The sequence below is a fragment of the uncultured Pseudoflavonifractor sp. genome (assembly GCF_944387275.1).
Taxonomy (GTDB): Bacteria; Bacillota; Clostridia; order Oscillospirales; family Oscillospiraceae; genus Pseudoflavonifractor; species Pseudoflavonifractor intestinihominis.
The window spans coordinates 1-15,776 of sequence record NZ_CALXEG010000012.1 but is presented as its reverse complement, the minus strand read 5'-3'; the positions used below and the strand labels follow the sequence as shown (position 1 = coordinate 15,776).

14 protein-coding genes and 1 riboswitch are annotated in these 15,776 nt (G+C 63.3%); of the genes, 4 read left to right on the top strand and 10 right to left on the bottom strand.

Annotation, left to right across the window (positions count from 1 at the left end; genetic code table 11):
- A complete protein-coding gene (locus Q0K23_RS04645) occupies positions 1-126 on the top strand; it encodes a hypothetical protein (RefSeq protein WP_294518393.1) in 126 nt (41 codons plus the stop codon).
- A 79-nt stretch (positions 127-205) separates the two neighbouring features.
- Here Q0K23_RS04645 and Q0K23_RS04640 read toward each other — a convergent pair whose 3' ends face one another.
- From Q0K23_RS04640 to Q0K23_RS04620, 5 genes are all read right to left on the bottom strand, one after another.
- Entirely contained in the window at positions 206-1,594 is a 1,389-nt protein-coding gene (locus Q0K23_RS04640) for an ADP-ribosylglycohydrolase family protein (RefSeq protein WP_294518390.1), read from the bottom strand.
- Between the two features lie 6 nt (positions 1,595-1,600).
- On the bottom strand, positions 1,601-2,566 hold the full coding sequence (locus Q0K23_RS04635; protein WP_294518387.1) for an ABC transporter permease: 966 nt from the start codon (positions 2,564-2,566) through the stop codon (positions 1,601-1,603).
- On the bottom strand, positions 2,559-3,641 hold the full coding sequence (locus Q0K23_RS04630) for an ABC transporter permease (protein ID WP_294518384.1): 1,083 nt from the start codon (positions 3,639-3,641) through the stop codon (positions 2,559-2,561). Before Q0K23_RS04630 ends, Q0K23_RS04635 begins: the two co-directional genes overlap by 8 nt.
- Positions 3,625-5,184 (bottom strand): ABC transporter ATP-binding protein, encoded by a 1,560-nt coding sequence (locus Q0K23_RS04625; RefSeq protein WP_294518381.1) that lies wholly within the window; start codon positions 5,182-5,184, stop codon positions 3,625-3,627. The genes Q0K23_RS04630 and Q0K23_RS04625 overlap by 17 nt, the downstream gene beginning before the upstream one ends.
- A gap of 141 nt (positions 5,185-5,325) precedes the next feature.
- Positions 5,326-6,447: a BMP family ABC transporter substrate-binding protein gene (locus Q0K23_RS04620; protein WP_294518378.1), complete on the bottom strand. Its 1,122-nt coding sequence runs from the start codon at positions 6,445-6,447 to the stop codon at positions 5,326-5,328.
- Positions 6,448-6,734: 287 nt separating this feature from the next.
- Here Q0K23_RS04620 and Q0K23_RS04615 point away from each other — a divergent pair, with 287 nt between their 5' ends.
- Both Q0K23_RS04615 and Q0K23_RS04610 read left to right on the top strand, forming a co-directional pair.
- Positions 6,735-7,778 carry a LacI family DNA-binding transcriptional regulator gene (locus Q0K23_RS04615; RefSeq protein WP_294518375.1) on the top strand — a complete coding sequence of 348 codons (1,044 nt, stop codon included), beginning with the start codon at positions 6,735-6,737 and terminating at the stop codon, positions 7,776-7,778.
- Between the two features lie 15 nt (positions 7,779-7,793).
- Entirely contained in the window at positions 7,794-8,705 is a 912-nt protein-coding gene (locus Q0K23_RS04610) for a ribokinase (RefSeq protein WP_294518372.1), read from the top strand.
- A 306-nt stretch (positions 8,706-9,011) separates the two neighbouring features.
- Here the strand turns inward: Q0K23_RS04610 and Q0K23_RS04605 are convergent, their stop codons facing one another.
- Together Q0K23_RS04605 and Q0K23_RS04600 are read right to left on the bottom strand one after the other, a co-directional pair.
- Complete coding sequence (locus Q0K23_RS04605; RefSeq protein ID WP_294518370.1) at positions 9,012-9,629, bottom strand: TatD family nuclease-associated radical SAM protein; 618 nt, start codon at positions 9,627-9,629, stop codon at positions 9,012-9,014.
- Positions 9,630-9,644: 15 nt separating this feature from the next.
- On the bottom strand, positions 9,645-10,412 hold the full coding sequence (locus Q0K23_RS04600) for a TatD family hydrolase (protein WP_294518368.1): 768 nt from the start codon (positions 10,410-10,412) through the stop codon (positions 9,645-9,647).
- Positions 10,413-10,529: 117 nt separating this feature from the next.
- Positions 10,530-10,604: riboswitch (Fluoride riboswitch) on the top strand.
- Between the two features lie 61 nt (positions 10,605-10,665).
- On the opposite strand from Q0K23_RS04600, the gene Q0K23_RS04595 reads away from it, so the two are divergent.
- Positions 10,666-11,847 (top strand): cation:proton antiporter, encoded by a 1,182-nt coding sequence (locus tag Q0K23_RS04595; RefSeq protein ID WP_294518365.1) that lies wholly within the window; start codon positions 10,666-10,668, stop codon positions 11,845-11,847.
- Positions 11,848-11,911: 64 nt separating this feature from the next.
- On the opposite strand, the gene Q0K23_RS04590 is transcribed toward Q0K23_RS04595, so the two are convergent.
- The 3 genes from Q0K23_RS04590 to Q0K23_RS04580 all read right to left on the bottom strand — a co-directional run bounded on the left by Q0K23_RS04590 (position 11,912) and on the right by Q0K23_RS04580 (position 15,086).
- Positions 11,912-12,106 carry a DUF4177 domain-containing protein gene (locus Q0K23_RS04590; protein ID WP_294518362.1) on the bottom strand — a complete coding sequence of 65 codons (195 nt, stop codon included), beginning with the start codon at positions 12,104-12,106 and terminating at the stop codon, positions 11,912-11,914.
- A 165-nt stretch (positions 12,107-12,271) separates the two neighbouring features.
- Positions 12,272-14,242: a methionine--tRNA ligase gene (metG, locus tag Q0K23_RS04585; protein ID WP_294518360.1), complete on the bottom strand. Its 1,971-nt coding sequence runs from the start codon at positions 14,240-14,242 to the stop codon at positions 12,272-12,274.
- Positions 14,232-15,086 (bottom strand): hypothetical protein, encoded by an 855-nt coding sequence (locus tag Q0K23_RS04580; RefSeq protein ID WP_294518358.1) that lies wholly within the window; start codon positions 15,084-15,086, stop codon positions 14,232-14,234. The genes metG and Q0K23_RS04580 overlap by 11 nt, the downstream gene beginning before the upstream one ends.
- Positions 15,087-15,776: the final 690 nt, after the last annotated feature.

Here is a 15,776-nt window from a genome sequence, read left to right as displayed (position 1 = left end):
ATGAACGAGTATTCCATGCGCTGGGTCCGTGGTCATGTGGAGGTGTACGACGCCTACGGGCGCTTCCGCTTCTCCGCCGACAGCGAGCGGGAGGCCCTGGCCGAGCTGGCCGAGGAGGCCGCCTGACAGACAAGGCCGCGCCCCCGGATACCCTGTCGCAGGGGATCCGGGGGCGCGGCTTTATGAGAGAGGGGAGGATGTCGTGTCAGCCCTTCAACGCCTGGGCGGCGTCCATGGTCAGCTGGGCGATGAAGGAGAGGGTGGTGTGCTCGTAGCCCCGGAACAGGCTGTCAAACTTGTCCTGGAAGGGGTCGCTCCACTTGTGGTCGATCGCGGCGTAGCCCATCATGGCGCCGTACAGGGTGGCGATCTGGCCTCCGTTGCAGTCCACGTCCTGGCCGCACATGGCGATGATGTGCATGCACTCGTCAAAGTCGTTGCCGGCGAAGTAGAGGGCCACCACCTCGGCCGCCGCATTGGGATAGGTGTGGATCCAGTTGTAGCGCTTGTACTTCTCCTCACACTCCCGCCAGGCGGGCTCCCAGGCGTCGTGGCGCCGGCAGGCGTCCCAGGCGAACTTGACCACCGAGTAATACTCGCTCTTGGGGGGAATGAGGGCGATGGAGTCCTCCAACACCTTGCGGATGTCGGTCTCCACATAGGCAAGGGCGGTCATGACGGCGTTGAACACCTCGCCCAGGATGCCGTTGTTGACATGGGAGACGGCGCCGTCGATCCAGGCCAGCCGGGCGGCCAGCTCCGGGTCGCCGGGGGCCACCATGCCGCAGACGGAGCCCCGCATCTGGGCGCCGATCCACTCGTTCCAGGGGTTGTTGACCTTGGCGCTCATGGGCGGGAAAATGCCCCGCTTCATGTTGCGGAAGGCGGCTTCTTCCGCGGTCCAGGTGTACTCGATGCGGCCGATCCACTCCATGCCGATGTCCTCGGAGGTCACCTTGGAGCCGTGATCCCGGACGGCGTTGAGGAAGGCCAGCTCAAAGAGCACGTCGTCATTGTAGGTGGTGGGCTCCCGGAGATAGCCGTAGATCTCGCCAAAGGTCTCCCGCAGCTTGTCGGTGCAGTAGCCCTCGATGATGGTGCCCACGGCGGCGCCCGCCACCTGGGCGATCCAACCGGCGTGCTGCCGTTCAAAGATGGGGATATTGTCGGGCACGGCCCTGGGCGCGGGGAAGGTGACTTCGGCGGCGTGGTCGTCAAAGGACTCGTACTGGGCGTAGCTCCAATAGGGGTGGTCGGGGATCTTGGGAGCCCGGCCCAGCACCTCGAAGAGCTTGGCATAGTACTGGAGCATCTTCACATCATCGTGCTCGTCAAATGCCTTCTGCATGATGGGGATCAGGGCCTCGGCCTCGGTCACGTCGTAGCCCTTGTTCTCCATGGCCTGGATGGCGCCCAGCAGGGTGTGGTCGGGGGCCAGGGAGCCGGGCACACGGGTGTACCAGCGGCCACGGGCCTCGTTGATGTCCAGTGCGCCCTGGTCCACCTTGGCCTCCATCCAGGAGGACTCCTCCTTGGTCTGGAGACGGGGGGTGGTTTCGAACAGGGCCTTTGTGGTCAGCTCACGCGCTTTCATTGGCATTCACGTTCCTTTCTTACCGGCTGCCTCCGCTGCGGCGCCCGCCCCGGAGGAGTTCTTTGCTTTCCTCTGTGTTCTGATGTAGGAGTAGATGGCAATGGCAATGATGGTGATGGCGTAGGGCAGGGCCTGCACCAGACGGGCAGGCACGTTGAGCATCTGGAGCCGGGTGGCCAGGGAGTCGGCGGCGCCGAAGATGATGGAAGACAGGAGCACGCCGAGGGGTGTGCCCCGGCCCATGCCCTCGGCGGCCATGCCGATGTAGCCTCGGCCGGCGATCATTTCCCGGGAGAAGTTGGACACGTAGGCCATGGACATAAACGCGCCGCCCATACCCGCCAGGCCGCCGGCGATGATGGAGGTCAGATAGCGGTATTTCCGCACATGGATGCCCACGGAGCGGGCCGCCTGGGGATTTTCACCCACAGTGCGGATGCGCAGTCCGGTAGGGGTCTTGTAGATGAGGAAGAAGAGCACGATGACCAGCAGCACGGCCACATAGGTCAGGATATTGTGTCCGGACAGGATGTCGCCCAGGATGGGGATGTCCTTGAGGATGGGGATGTCGATGCTGGGGCACACCGGGCTGTTAAGGCTCTGGGTGGAGCCCTTTTCGCCGGTGACATAGTACAGAACGAAGATGGTCAGGCCGCTGGCCAGGGTATTGAGGGCGATACCGGCCAGGATGGCCTCGCTGCCCAGCCGGAGGACCACAAAGGTATACAGGCAGGCGAAGAAGGCGCCCGCGGCAAAGGCGATGACCACGCCCAGGAAGGCGCTGCCGGTGAAGTAGCCGCCCAGCACGCCCGCCAGGGAGCAGAGAAGCATGATGCCTTCGGTTCCGATGGCGTCCACGCCGCCCTTGTAGAAGACCATACAGGCCATGGCGGCGTACAGCACCGGGGTCATAACGCGGATGGTGGTGAAGAAGAAGTCGGTATTAAAGATGACCTGAATGATATCAGCCATTTGCGCTCACCGCCTTATTCTCAAGCTCTTGGGTCTCCTTGATGATCATTTTCTTCCGGAAGCCGCTCAGAATGGCCTGGGCGGAGATGAGAACGATGACCACCGCCTGGATGATCTTCACGATTTCAAAGGGCACGTCGCTGGTGCGGGACATGATATCCGCGCCGATGCGCAGATAGGCCAGGAACAGGGCGGCCAGGGGCACGTATTTGGCCTTATAGCGGGCCACGATGGCGATCAGGATGCCGTCCCAGCCGTAGTTGGTGAGCTCCAGGTACTGGAACCGGCGGTACATGCCGAACAGCTCCACCGAGCCGCCCAGGCCGGCCAGCGCGCCGCCCAGGAACTGGGTGCCGATGATGACCGCGGCGGTGCCGACGCCCGAGTATTTGGCCATCCGGCCGTTGCTGCCCACCAGGGTGGCCTTATAGCCCAGAGGGGTGCGCTCCAGGATGAAGTGGCAGGCCACCACGCAGAGAATGGCGATGATCAGGCCGGCGTGGACGCGGGTGCCGGGGATGATGGTGGGCAGCTCCATGCTGGCGGGGAACTGGTAGGTGTACTTGCTGTTGATCTCCGGGTCGATGAAAAAGGTCTGGATAAAGTACAGGCCCACATTGAGACACACATAGTTGAGCATCAGGGAGGTGACGATCTCGTTGGCGCCGCACTTGACCTTCAGGATGCCGGGGATCAGGGAGGTGACGCCGCCGGCCACAGCCGCCAGGATCATGGCCACCAGCAGATTGAGCACAGGGGGCAGCGGAAGGGTCAGGGCGGAGATGGCGGCCACCACCGCGCCCAGGAAGAAGCCGCCCTCGGCGGACAGGTTGAACAGGCCGGTGCGGTACAGGATGACGATGGACAGGCCTGTAAACATGATGGGGATCATCTCCTCCACCACGTTGCCCATGCGGCGCACGGTGGTGAGGGGACCGAAAAGGAAGTTGAAGATGGCGTTCAAAGGCTCGCTGCTGACGCACAGCACGATCACAAAGACGATGAGCAGTGCAATGCCGATGGCAACAGCTGTGCGGAGCGCCTCGACCCAGGCCATTTTACTGTGCCGCTTCACACAGAGCCCCCCTTTCTTCCGCAGTCTGCTTCTTTACGCCCAGCATATAGAGGCCCAGCTCCCGCTCTGTGACAGCCTTGCTGTCCGGGAAGTAGGCGGCCACTTCGCCGTCGCACATGACCAGGATGCTGTCGCTCAGCTCCAGGACCTCGTTCAGGTCGGCGGAGATGAGCAGGATACCCCGCCCCTGGTCCCGCAGGGCCACAAGTTTTTTCCAGATGAATTCGTTGGCGCCCACGTCGATGCCGCGGGTGGGCTGGTTAGCGATCAGCAGGTCGGGATCGGCGGAGAACTCCCGGGCCACAACCACCTTCTGCATGTTGCCGCCCGAGAGCATTGACACGGCTTGGTCGCCGTTCCGGCACAGAATGGTAAAAGCGTCGATGAGCTTGGCGCATTTTTCCCGGATCTGCCGCAGGTTCAGCAGGCCGCCCCGGCGAAACTCCGGCTTGTCGATCCGGTCCGACATGAGGTTTTCCCAGATACTCAGGCTCCCCGCCACGCCGGTGGAGATGCGGTCCTCGGGGATGTAGGACACGCCGGAGGCGCGGATATCCTTGATACCCAGGGGAGAGAGATCTTTGCCGTTAAGCAGGACCTTGCCGCTGCTGGGCTTTTTCAGGCCGAAGATGCACTCGGCCAGCTCGTTCTGGCCGTTGCCCTCTACGCCGGCCACGCCCAGGATCTGTCCCCGGCGCAGGTCAAAACTCACGTCCTTGAGCTTCTGCCGGCGCTCGTCGTTCCAGTAGTTCAGGTGCTGGATCTCCAGCAGCTTGTCGCCGAAAGCGGGGGCGGACTTCTGCACGTTGAGCACCACGTCCCGGCCCACCATGAAGCGGGAGATCTCCTCCTCCGTGGAGCCCTCCACCGGCATGCTGCCGATGGTCCGGCCACCCCGGAGCACGGTGATGTTGTCACAGATCTGCCGCACTTCCTTGATCTTGTGGGAGATGAAAATGATGGTGTGGCCGTGCTGCTTCAGCAGGAGCAGCTGTTCGAAGAGTTCCTCGGTCTCCTGGGGGGTGAGGACGGCGGTGGGCTCGTCCAGAATCAGCAGCTTGGCGCCCCGGGCCAGGACCTTTAAAATCTCCACCTTCTGCTTCAGACCCACGGAGAGGGTCTCCACCTTTGCCTCCGGGTCCACGTTCAGGTTGTACTTTTTGGCCATGTCCGCCACCATCTGGCTGGCCTTTTTACCGTCGGTAAAGGGGCCCTTTCGGGGCTCCATGCCCAGGACGATGTTCTCATACACCTTCAGGGAATCCACCAGCATAAAGTGCTGATGCACCATGCCGATGCCCTGCTTGATGGTCTCGGCAGGGCTGGAGGTCTCCAGCTTCTTTCCCTCAAAGTAGATTTCTCCGCTGTCCTTGGACTCAAATCCGAACAGAATTTTCATCAGGGTACTTTTTCCGGCGCCGTTTTCTCCCATCAGCGCGTGGATCTCACCCTTCTGGACGGAAAGCGTGACGTCTTTGTTGGCCATAACGCCGTTTGGGTAGATCTTGGTGATGTTTTCCATGCGCAGGATCTCTTCGCCCATGGCAGAGCCTCCTCTCTCTCAATCAGTGCCGCTCCGGACCACGCCGGGAAAGGAACGGCTGGCCTCCGCGGGGCGGCGTCAGGCAGCCCTTGGGAGAAAAAATGCGGGGCGCGCTGTAATCGGCGCGCCCCGCAGCGACGATTACGGCTTGCAGGAATCCAGGATTGCGTTGAGTTCGTCAGTGGGAAGACCCAGCGCGGAAGTGACCGTTACCTCTCCGTCCAGCACGGCCTGACGGGCCTCGTCCACTTTGTCCCGGATCTCCTGAGGGACATTCTTTTCATAGTACTCGTTCACGGCGATATCGGAGGCGCCCTCCTGGATGCCCAGCGTCTCGCTGCTGCCCCAGGGCACGGTGCCCTCCAGCTCCATCTCGGCGAAGCGGTACAGGGACTGGCCCACTTCCTTCATGACGGAGGTGAGGATCACGTTGGCCTTGTCCTCGTCGGTGCCCTGGAAGAGCATGGCCTGGTCGGAGTCCACGCCGATGATGTACTTGCCCTGCTCCACGGCGGCCTCAATGCAGCCCAGGCCGGAGGTCATGGCCGCGGGGAAGATGATGTCCACGCCCTGGTTGTACTGGGCCAGGGCCAGCTCCTTGCCCTTGGCGGTGTCGGTCCAGGAGCCTACGTAGGAGACATAGACCTTGATGTCCGGGTCCACGGACTGGGCGCCCTCAATGTAGCCCACCAGGAAGTCGGAGATGATGGGGTCCTCCTCGCCGCCGATAAAGCCGATCTTCTTGTCGGCGTTGGCGTTGGGCATGTCGGAGATGGTCACCAGGCCGGCCAGAACGCCGCCCAGATAGGAGCCCTCGTTCTGCTTGTAGCTGATGGCGTAGACGTTGGGGTAGGCGCCCTCGTCAATGGTGGTGTCGAACATGACGTACTTCTGGTCGGGGAACTCCTCCGCCAGCTGCTCGATGATCTCGATGGTGCCGGAACCGTTGACGATGATGGCGTCGTACTCGCCGGTGTCGGACAGATCCATCAGCGTGGGCTCCCACTTGGTCTGGTCGCTGCCGATCTCCAGGATCTTGGTCTCGCAGCCCAGCTGCTCGGTGATCATGTTCATACCGGCGGCGGCGGAGTCGTTGAAGGACTTGTCGCCCAGCTGGCTGGTGACCACAAAGCAGAACTTGGGCTTGGAGGGGTCAGCGGAGCTGCCGGACTGGGTTTCGGTGGTGCTGCTGTTGTTGCAGCCGGCCAGCAGGCCCAGCAGCAGGGTGGCGCCGAGAGCGAGAGACAGGATACGCTTTTTCATGCTAGACACTCCTTTTCCATATTGACCAATGCGGTTTATATACTCCCATTATCCAATGGGAATGGGCACGAATGATAAAACGTTTTATCTAGTCAAATGTCTGCTTGCGGGTGCCTTGTTTTCTTCATAATACCCTGTAAAGCGCTGCCTGTCAAGTGGTTTTTTGTGATAAATGTTGAAAAAATTAAAATATCCCCTTGCAATCTTGTGCGCTTCTCTCTATAATGAAATCATACGAAATAAAACGTTTATCCACCCATTTGACCAAAAGCAAGGAGTGAGATCTTTTGGGTGTCACCATCAAAGACATTGCCCGCAAGCTGGGCGTTTCCACCACAACGGTCTCCCTGGTGCTGAACAACAAGCCCAGCCGTATTTCCCCCGAGACGCGGCAGGCGGTGCTCCGCGCGGCGGCGGAGCTGAATTACCACCCCAACCAGATCGCGGTCAGCATGGTGACCAGGCGTACCGGGACCATCGGGCTTCTGCTCCCAGATATCAGCAACCTGTATTTCTCCTCCCTGGCCAAGGTGATCGAGTCCGAGTGCAGCGCACTGGGATACAACGTGCTCTATGGCAACACCAACGATTCCGTGGAGAATGATTTCAAATATCTGGAATTATTTCTCCTGGGGCGGGCGGTGGATGCGGTGATCCTCACGCCGTCCTACCAGCTGGGCGAGGAGGAGCGGGTCCGCTTCCGCAGTCTGGTGGAGTCCAGCGGGATTCCGGTGGTGACCGTGGACCGGCGGATGCAGCAGATGGAGGTGCCCTGTGTCTGCGTGGACCAGGAGCAGGGCGGCTACCTGGCCACAAAGCACCTGCTCTCCCTGGGCCACCGCAGGATCGGGTGCATTACGGCCCAGCCCAACGTGTCCGGCTCGGCGGAGCGCCTGAGAGGTTACCGCAGAGCGCTGGAGGAGGCCGGAGTGCCCTTTGACCAGGCTCTGGTGGTGGCGGGCAACTACCATGTGGAGAGCGGCATTCAGGCCCTGCCCATTCTGCTGGGGCAGGGGGTGACGGCCATTTTCGCGGCAAATGATATGATGGCCATCGGCGTGCTGAGAGAGTGCCGCAGGTTCCACCTGCGGGTGCCGGAAGACCTGTCCGTGGTGGGCTTTGACGACATTTTTCTGGCGGAATTTCTGGAGCCGCCGCTGACCACGGTATATCAGCCGCTGGACGACATTGGCCGGGAGGCGGTCCGCCAGGTGGCGGAGATGCTGCACGGAGAGACGGGCGGCGAGCGCATCATATCCTTCAAACCCTCGCTGAGGATTCGCGGCAGCACGATGAGATGGGCGGGCGCCCAGGAGACAGCTGGGAAATAGAGAGGGAGGAACAAAATGAGACTGCTGAATTTCGGTTCCATGAACGTGGACCACGTGTACCAGGTGGAGCACTTTGTCCGGCCGGGGGAGACCATCTCCGCCCTGAAGCTGGACTACTTCTGCGGCGGAAAGGGGCTCAACCAGTCGGTGGCCCTGGCCCGGGCCGGGGCGGAGACCTACCATGCCGGCATGCTGGGCAAGGGCAGCGAGGAGCTGGAGCAGATGCTGGTGCGCAGCGGCGTGCAGATGGACTATATGGGCGTGTCCGCCGAGATGACCGGCCACGCCGTCATCCAGGTGGACGCCTCCGGCCAGAACAACATCATCATCTACGGCGGCTCCAACCAGGCCGTCACCCCGGCGTATATCGACAGCGTGCTCTCCCACTTCGGCCCGGAGGACATGGTGCTCACCCAGAACGAGATCAGCAATATCTCCTACCTGGCCCGCAGGTGCGGGGAGCTGGGCATCCCCCTGGTGTTCAATCCCTCTCCCATCACCGAGGGGCTGCTGAAGGAGTTCCCCTTTGAGAAGGTGTCCATTTTCCTCATCAACGAGGTGGAGGGCCAGGCCCTCACCGGAGAGAGCGAGCCCGGGGCCATCCTGGACGCCCTGCTTACCCGCTGGCCCCACGCCCGGGTGGTGCTCACCCTGGGGCAGCGGGGCGTGGTGTACCGGGACAGGGAGCACACCTACTCCTACGGGGCCTACAGGGTGAAGGCGGTGGACACCACCGCCGCCGGGGACACCTTCACCGGCTTCTTCCTGGCCTCCCTGGCCCGGGGGGAGGACATCCCCCGCTGCCTGGAGAACGCCTCCCTGGCCTCGGCCCTGGCGGTGTCCCGGCCCGGAGCCGCCCCCTCCATCCCCACCATGGCGGAGGTGGACGCCGCCAGAGGCACCATCACCCCCTCCCCCGCGCCCTGAGCAGAAAAAAGCGCCGTCCCGGCAGGGACGGCGCTCTCAGGCGGTCGAAAAAGTCCAAGGACTTTTCCGACCGCCTTGAAAAATGCCGTTACTTTTGTACCGCTGTGCGGTACAAAAGTCCTCGCTCCGCTCTCCGCAGGCCTTGCGTCACAAGGCTTGCGGGGCATTCGATCCAATTCGAGGCGGGCGGCTGCCCCCTCGAGCTCCCCTGCCCTAATCCAGCCCATCCCGTTTGAACGGAGATTTTTTCACATGCTGAAGAGCGCCGTCCCGGCAGGGACGGCGCTCTCTTTTGCGCTTTTGCGCTCAATTGGGGATGTAGGTCCTGACCCGCAGGGTGATCCCCAAGTCCATGGTCAGGCGGCGGCACCGCTCGATCTCCTCCGGGGTCTTGTCCTTGTTCACGATGGTCATGATCACGTGGGGCACGGTGTTACGGCAGCGGGCGGCAAAGTCCAGCATGGCCTTCCAGGCGGCGGGGCCGTCCTTGGGCTGGGTGACGGCGCAGTACTCCTCCGCCGTGGAGCCGTTGAGGGAGATGGACACCGTGTCCACCCGGCCGGACAGCTCGTGGGTCACGTCCCGGCCCAGGAACAATGCCGCATGGCCGTTGGTGTTGATGCGCACTGGGGGCAGCCGGGGGCATCTGGCCTTCAGGGCGTCGATGAGCCAGGCGATGTCGTCCCAGCGGTACATGGGCTCCCCGAAGCCGCAGAACACGATCTCCCGGTAGCTGGTCAGGTCCCGGCGGAGGAAGTCGGCCAGGGCCTCCTCCCGGGTGGGCTCGTGGTCCAGCCACAGGTCGTCGGCGTAGATGCTGCCCTTGTGGCCGTTGTGCCGCAGGCAGAACACGCAGTTGCAGTCGCAGCGGTTGGTCAGGTTGACGTATAGCCCGCCCTTGTACTCATAGGTGATGGTCTCCATATACTCCGCCTCCTGTCATGGAATGTTGAAAAATCGCTTGCCGTTTTCCGTGGTGATGCGCCCCACCTCTTCGGCGGTCAGGCCCTTAATCTGGGCGATGGCCTCCGCCATGCGGAACACGTACCGGGAGTCGTTCCGCTTGCCCCGGTAGGGCTCGGGGGCCATGTAGGGCGCGTCGGTCTCGATCATGATCCGGTCCATGGGCAGATAGTCGATGACCTCCAGGGCCCGTCGGGCGTTCTTGAAGGTGATGACCCCGGTGAAGGACACCATCCAGCCCATGATGACCAGGGTCTTGGCGTCCTCCACGCCGCCGGAGTAGCAGTGGAACACGCCCCGGGCGTTGGGGTGAGCCCGTACCATGTCCATGCTGTCCTTGTGAGCCTCCCGGTCGTGGACGATGGCGGGCAGGTCCAGCTTCTCCGCCAGGGAGAGCTGGGCGGAGAAAAAGTCCCGCTGAAGCTTCCGCCTGTCCGGGTCCTTCTCCCAGTAGTAGTCCAGGCCGATCTCCCCGATGGCCTTCACCTTGGGGTGGGCGGCCATGGACTCCACTTCCGCCAGGTCGGAGAGGCTGGCCCCCTCCAGATTCTCCGGGTGGAGGCCCACGGCGGCATACAGGTGGGGGTACCGCTCCGCCAGGGCCACCGACTGCCGGGAGCTCTCCAGGTCGCAGCCCGGGCACAGGGCCAGCTCCACCCCGGCGGCGGGCAGGGCGGCCAGGACTTGGTCCCGGTCGGCGTCAAAGGCGTCGTCATAGTAGTGGGCGTGGGTGTCGAAATACATAGTCGCGTCTCCTTGTCAGCGGGGTTTCTTGAGCATATGATATCCCTTTTTCCGGGGATTTGCAAGGCTGGCCGGGGTTGACAGGGGCCGGAGAATATGGTATCATTCCTCCCGCAAATGAATCAGGGGAATGAAGTGCTCCCCGGGGCGTGGCCCCGAACCGCGTGTGACGCTGATGACTTCTGCATTTTGTGTGATGCAGGGGTTGTCAGCTTTTTTGCTGCTTTGCCCCTGCGGAAGGGATGGAACTACTATGTTGACAAGTCTGGCCTATATCCTGCTCCTGGGACTGCTCCTGGGGGCTCTGGCGGGGAAGCTGCGGCTGCCTTCCCTCATCGGCATGATCGCCGCCGGCATTCTGCTGGGGCCCTCCTGCCTGAACCTGCTCTCCCCCACCCTGCTGGGCATCTCCGCCGACCTGCGGCAGCTGGCCCTCATCATCATCCTCACCCGGGCCGGCCTGTCCCTGGACGTGGCCACCCTGAAGCGGGTGGGCCGGCCGGCGGTGCTCATGTGCTTCCTGCCCGCCTGCTTTGAGATCGCCGGTATGGTGGTGCTGGCCCCCCGGCTGCTGGGGGTGAGCGTGCTGGACGCGGCCATCATGGGCGCGGTGGTGGGGGCGGTGTCCCCCGCCGTCATTGTCCCCCGGATGCTCAAGGTCACCGAGGAGGGCTACGGCACGGACAAGGGCATCCCCCAGCTGGTGTTGGCGGGGGCCAGCGTGGACGACGTGTTCGTCATCGTCATGTTTACCATGTTCACCGGCCTGGCCTCGGGCCAGGGGGCGTCCCCCCTCACCCTGGCGGGGGTGCCGGTGTCCATCGTGTCGGGGGCTCTGGTGGGCCTGGGGCTGGGGGCGGTGCTGGCCGCCTTCTTCAAAAAATTCCACATGCGGGACTCGGTAAAGGTGGTCATCCTCCTGTCCCTGGCCTTCCTGCTGGTGGCGGCCGAGGACGCCCTGGAGGGACGCTTCCCCTTCTCCGGCCTGCTGGCCGTCATGGGCATGGGGGTGGGCCTCCAGCGGTTCCGGGGTGAGGTGGCCCTCCGCCTGTCCGCCAAGTTCTCCAAGCTGTGGGTGGCCGCCGAGGTGGCCCTGTTCGTGCTGGTGGGCGCCGCGGTGGACCTGAAGTACGCCGCCGCCGCCGGTGTGGCCGCGGTGCTGGCCGTGCTGGGGGCCCTGTGCTTCCGGGCGGTGGGCGTGCTGCTGTGCGTGGCCGGGTCCGGCTTCAGCCGCAGGGAGAAGCTGTTCTGCGTCCTCAGCTACCTGCCCAAGGCCACCGTCCAGGCCGCCATCGGCGGCGTGCCCCTGGCCATGGGCCTGGGCTGCGGCCAGATCGTCCTCACCGTGGCGGTCATCGCCATCCTGGTCACCGCGCCCCTGGGCGCCCTGGCCATTGACGTGAGCTACAAGCGGCTTTTGACCAAGGCCAAGTGAGCCTGTTTTCCACAAAATAGCAGCCCCCGGCGGAAAACTCCGCCGGGGGCGTATTTTATTGCGTTCAATCTGCTTCCTTCTCGAAAATCAGCTCGATGGCCTTGGTGCCGCCGTTGCTGGTGAACTGGGTGGGGATATAGCCCACATACCGCCAGCCCTGGGCGGCGTACTGGCCGATGATCTCACGGTGCTGGCAGTCGCTGTTGTTGAGCCAAAAGCCGCCGCCGGTGTACAGCGGGACATATTCATAGCGGTACATGGACCTCTTCCTTTCTTTTTCACATTTTGAGCGGATGATGTGGAAAACAAACCGGACGGCCCGGACGGGCCGCCCGGTGAGAGACGGAGTTTTGTTTGGATTGCTCGCAGCGGCTCGGGCGCTTTAGCGAATCACGCCTCGCCTGCTCGCGACGGCTCGGGCGCTTTAGCAGAGCTTGGCGCCGGCGGGGATGGCGTCGTCCACCATGAGCAGGTGGAGCTTCTCCTCGCCGTGCTCGGTGTGGACGGCGGAGATCAGCATGCCGCAGCTCTCCTGGCCCATCATCTTGCGGGGAGGCAGGTTGATGATGGCCACCAGGGTCTTGCCCACCAGCTCTTCCGGCTTGTAGTACATGGCGATGCCGGAGAGGATCTGCCGGTCGGTGCCGGAGCCGTCGTCCAGGGTGAACTTGAGCAGCTTGGTGCTCTTCTTCACGTTCTCGCAGGCCTTCACCTTCACGGCCCGGAAGTCGCTCTTGCAGAAGGTGTCAAAGTCCACCTGCTCCTGAGCGAAGGGCTCCACCTCCACGGCGGGTAGGGCGGCCTTGCGGGCCTGGGCCTCCAGCGCCTCCAGGGCGGCCAGCTCCTTCTCCACATCGATGCGGGGGAACAGGTTGTCGCCCCGGCTGACGGTGACAGTGGCGGACAGGGAGCCCCACTTGCCGGCGCTCTCCCAGTCGGAGCAGCAGGGGCAGGCGCCGATCTGCCGCAGGATCTCAGCGGCGGTGTCGGGCATGAAGGGGGTGAGCAGCACGGCGGAGATGCGCAGGCTCTCCAGCAGGTTGTACATCACCCGGGCCAGGCGGGGCTTGTTGGCCTCGTCCCGGGCCAGCACCCAGGGGGCGGTCTCGTCGATATACTTGTTGGCCCGGGAGACCAGCTTGAACACCTCGCTCAGGGCGTCCTGGAAGGCAAAGCGCTCCATGGCCGCCTCATAGCGGTCCCGCAGGCCGGAGGCCAGGGCGATGAGGTCGTCGTCCAGGGCGTCGGCGGTCTGCTCGGCGGGCAGGGTGCCGCCGGGGAAGTACTTGCCCACCATGGACACGGTGCGGCTGAGCAGGTTGCCCAGGTCGTTGGCCAGGTCGGTGTTGATGGTGCCGATGAGGGCCTCGTTGGAGAAGTTGCCGTCGGAGCCGAAGGGGAAGGTCCGCAGCAGGAAGAACCGCAGGGCGTCCACGCCGTACCGCTCGGAGAGCAGGTAGGGGTCCACCACGTTGCCCTTGCTCTTGCTCATCTTGCCGCCGTCCAGCAGGAGCCAGCCGTGGCCGAACACCTTCTTGGGCAGGGGCAGGTTGAGGGCCATCAGGATGGCGGGCCAGATGATGGAGTGGAACCGGACGATCTCCTTGCCCACAAAGTGGACGTCGGCGGGCCAGAACTTGTCGTAGTCGTTGTACCTGTCGTTGTCGTAGCCCAGGGCGGTGATATAGTTGGTCAGGGCGTCGATCCACACGTATACCACGTGGCCCGGGTCAAAGTCCACGGGCACGCCCCAGGTGAAGCTGGTGCGGGACACACACAAGTCCTCCAGACCGGGCTTGATGAAGTTGTTGATCATCTCGTTGACCCGGCTGCGGGGCTCCAGGAAGTCGGTGTTCTCCAGCAGGTCCTGGATGCGGTCGGCGTACTTGGACAGGCGGAAGAAGTAGGCCTCCTCCTCGGCGTCCTGGACCTCACGGCCGCAGTCGGGGCACTTGCCGTCCACCAGCTGGCTCTCGGTCCAGAAGCTCTCGCAGGGCTTGCAGTACTTGCCCTTGTAGGTGCCCTTGTAGATGTCGCCCTGCTCATAGAGCTGCTTGAAGATCTTCTGCACGGCGGCCTGGTGGTAGTCGTCGGTGGTGCGGATGAAGCGGTCGTTGGAGATGTTCATCAGCTTCCACAGGTCCAGCACGCCCCGGGGGCCCTCCACGATGTTGTCCACGTACTGCTTGGGGGTCACGCCGGCCTCCTTGGCCTTGTCCTCGATCTTCTGGCCGTGCTCGTCGGTGCCGGTGAGGAACATGACGTCGTACCCGGTCAGCCGCTTGTAGCGGGCCATCACGTCGGTGGCCACGGTGCAGTAGGCGTGGCCGATGTGGAGCTTGTCCGAGGGGTAGTAGATGGGGGTGGTGATATAGAACTTTCCTTTATTGCTCATCGGGGGATACCTCCGTTTCAGAATCTTCGGTGCTGAGTTCCTCTTCGGGGCGGGACCGGCGGGCTTTGGATTCGGGCCGGGCGTCGTTGGCCAGGAGAGCCGTCACGTTGGCGGTAAGGTTGAGGATGCAGAAGCCGTAGAGCAGGACCACATAGAGCTCGTGGCCGTCGGCCAGGGTCACCAGGGAGAAGTACACCCCCAGCAGGGAGAACAGGGCGGAGCGGAACACCTTGGCCCGCTCAAAGGAGAAGCCCGCCGTGAAGTACAGCCCCAGCAGGGAGGCGATGATGGCGAACAGCTCGTAGATATAGTCCTGGCGCACCGGGTCCCCGGCCCGGACCTGGTAGGCGGCGATGAGCCAGATGCAGCCCATGTAGGCCGGGGCCAGCAGGGGGAAGCTGAACTTGCCCTTGCCCTCGCTCCGGTAGTTGTTCTTGCCGGTGGAGAGGACGCAGAAGAAGGAGATGGCGGAGAGCAGCCCCAGGATGGCCCGGGGCAGCACATTGAACAGGGGCGTGCCCTGGGCGTTGCCCGCCCGGGCGGCGGCCACGGCCTCCTGGTAGGCGGCGGGGATGCCCATGTAGTTGAGCACCGCCGAGGCCAGCAGCAGGAAGGCGGAGAGCACCATGGCGGTGACGTACACCGTGTTGCCCTTGGCGGCAAAGGCGGCGTCATAGCCGCCGGCGAAGGGCCGGTGCTTGCCCCGGCACAGCAGAATGAACACCACCGCCAGCACTGCCGACCAGAGGATCAGCGCCCAGGTGGAGGGCATGTTGGGGGTGACCAGGCCGGTGTCCGCCTCAAAGGCGGTGGCCAGCTCCCAGCGGCGGAGAAACAGTCCCACAATACCCCCGCCCACCGCCAAGGACGGGAGGACAATCTCTTTTCGCATTGCGGCAAGACCTCACTCAGGAAAATAAAGATAGTAGCCAATACAGCAGTATATCACAAAAGAAGGAAATTTGCACCGTTTTTTCCGGTCGGGCTCGTGCGGGGCGCCGAAAAGCGGGCACCTTCCGCCCAAGGGAGAAGAGTTTGGCGTGATGTTCTCCTTTGGCTTCCCCTTAAGGAGAAGCTGTCACGCGAAAGCGTGACTGATGAGGGGGACTGCGGTGCTTACTGTACTCCTTCCCCTCATCCGCCCCAGTGTGCGCACTGGGGCACCTTCCCCCTGGGGGGAAGGCTTGGGTTGCCTCGACTGGAGACTGAAACACGGCGCAGAGGCCCCGTGCGGCATTGAGAACGCCTCTTGAATTGCAGCAACTTACAAGTCTGGGCGGGTAACTCTGCTCGGGCCATGCAGTCACGATACGGACCAGCCGAACCGGCATAGTAACTGCTCTCAGGTTTGGCGGGTCATTGAATTTTGCCGCCGCAATCCGCATCTCCGAAAGGGGGTACCAGGGGGAAACGGGCGCGTTTGGCCCTGGAAGGGCCCTCCGCGCCTGTTGCCCCATGGCGGCTTTTGGGTACTTTTCGCCGGAGAAAAGTCCCCCGCCGGAGGCCGTTCCCCTCATCCGTCTGGCCTTCGGCC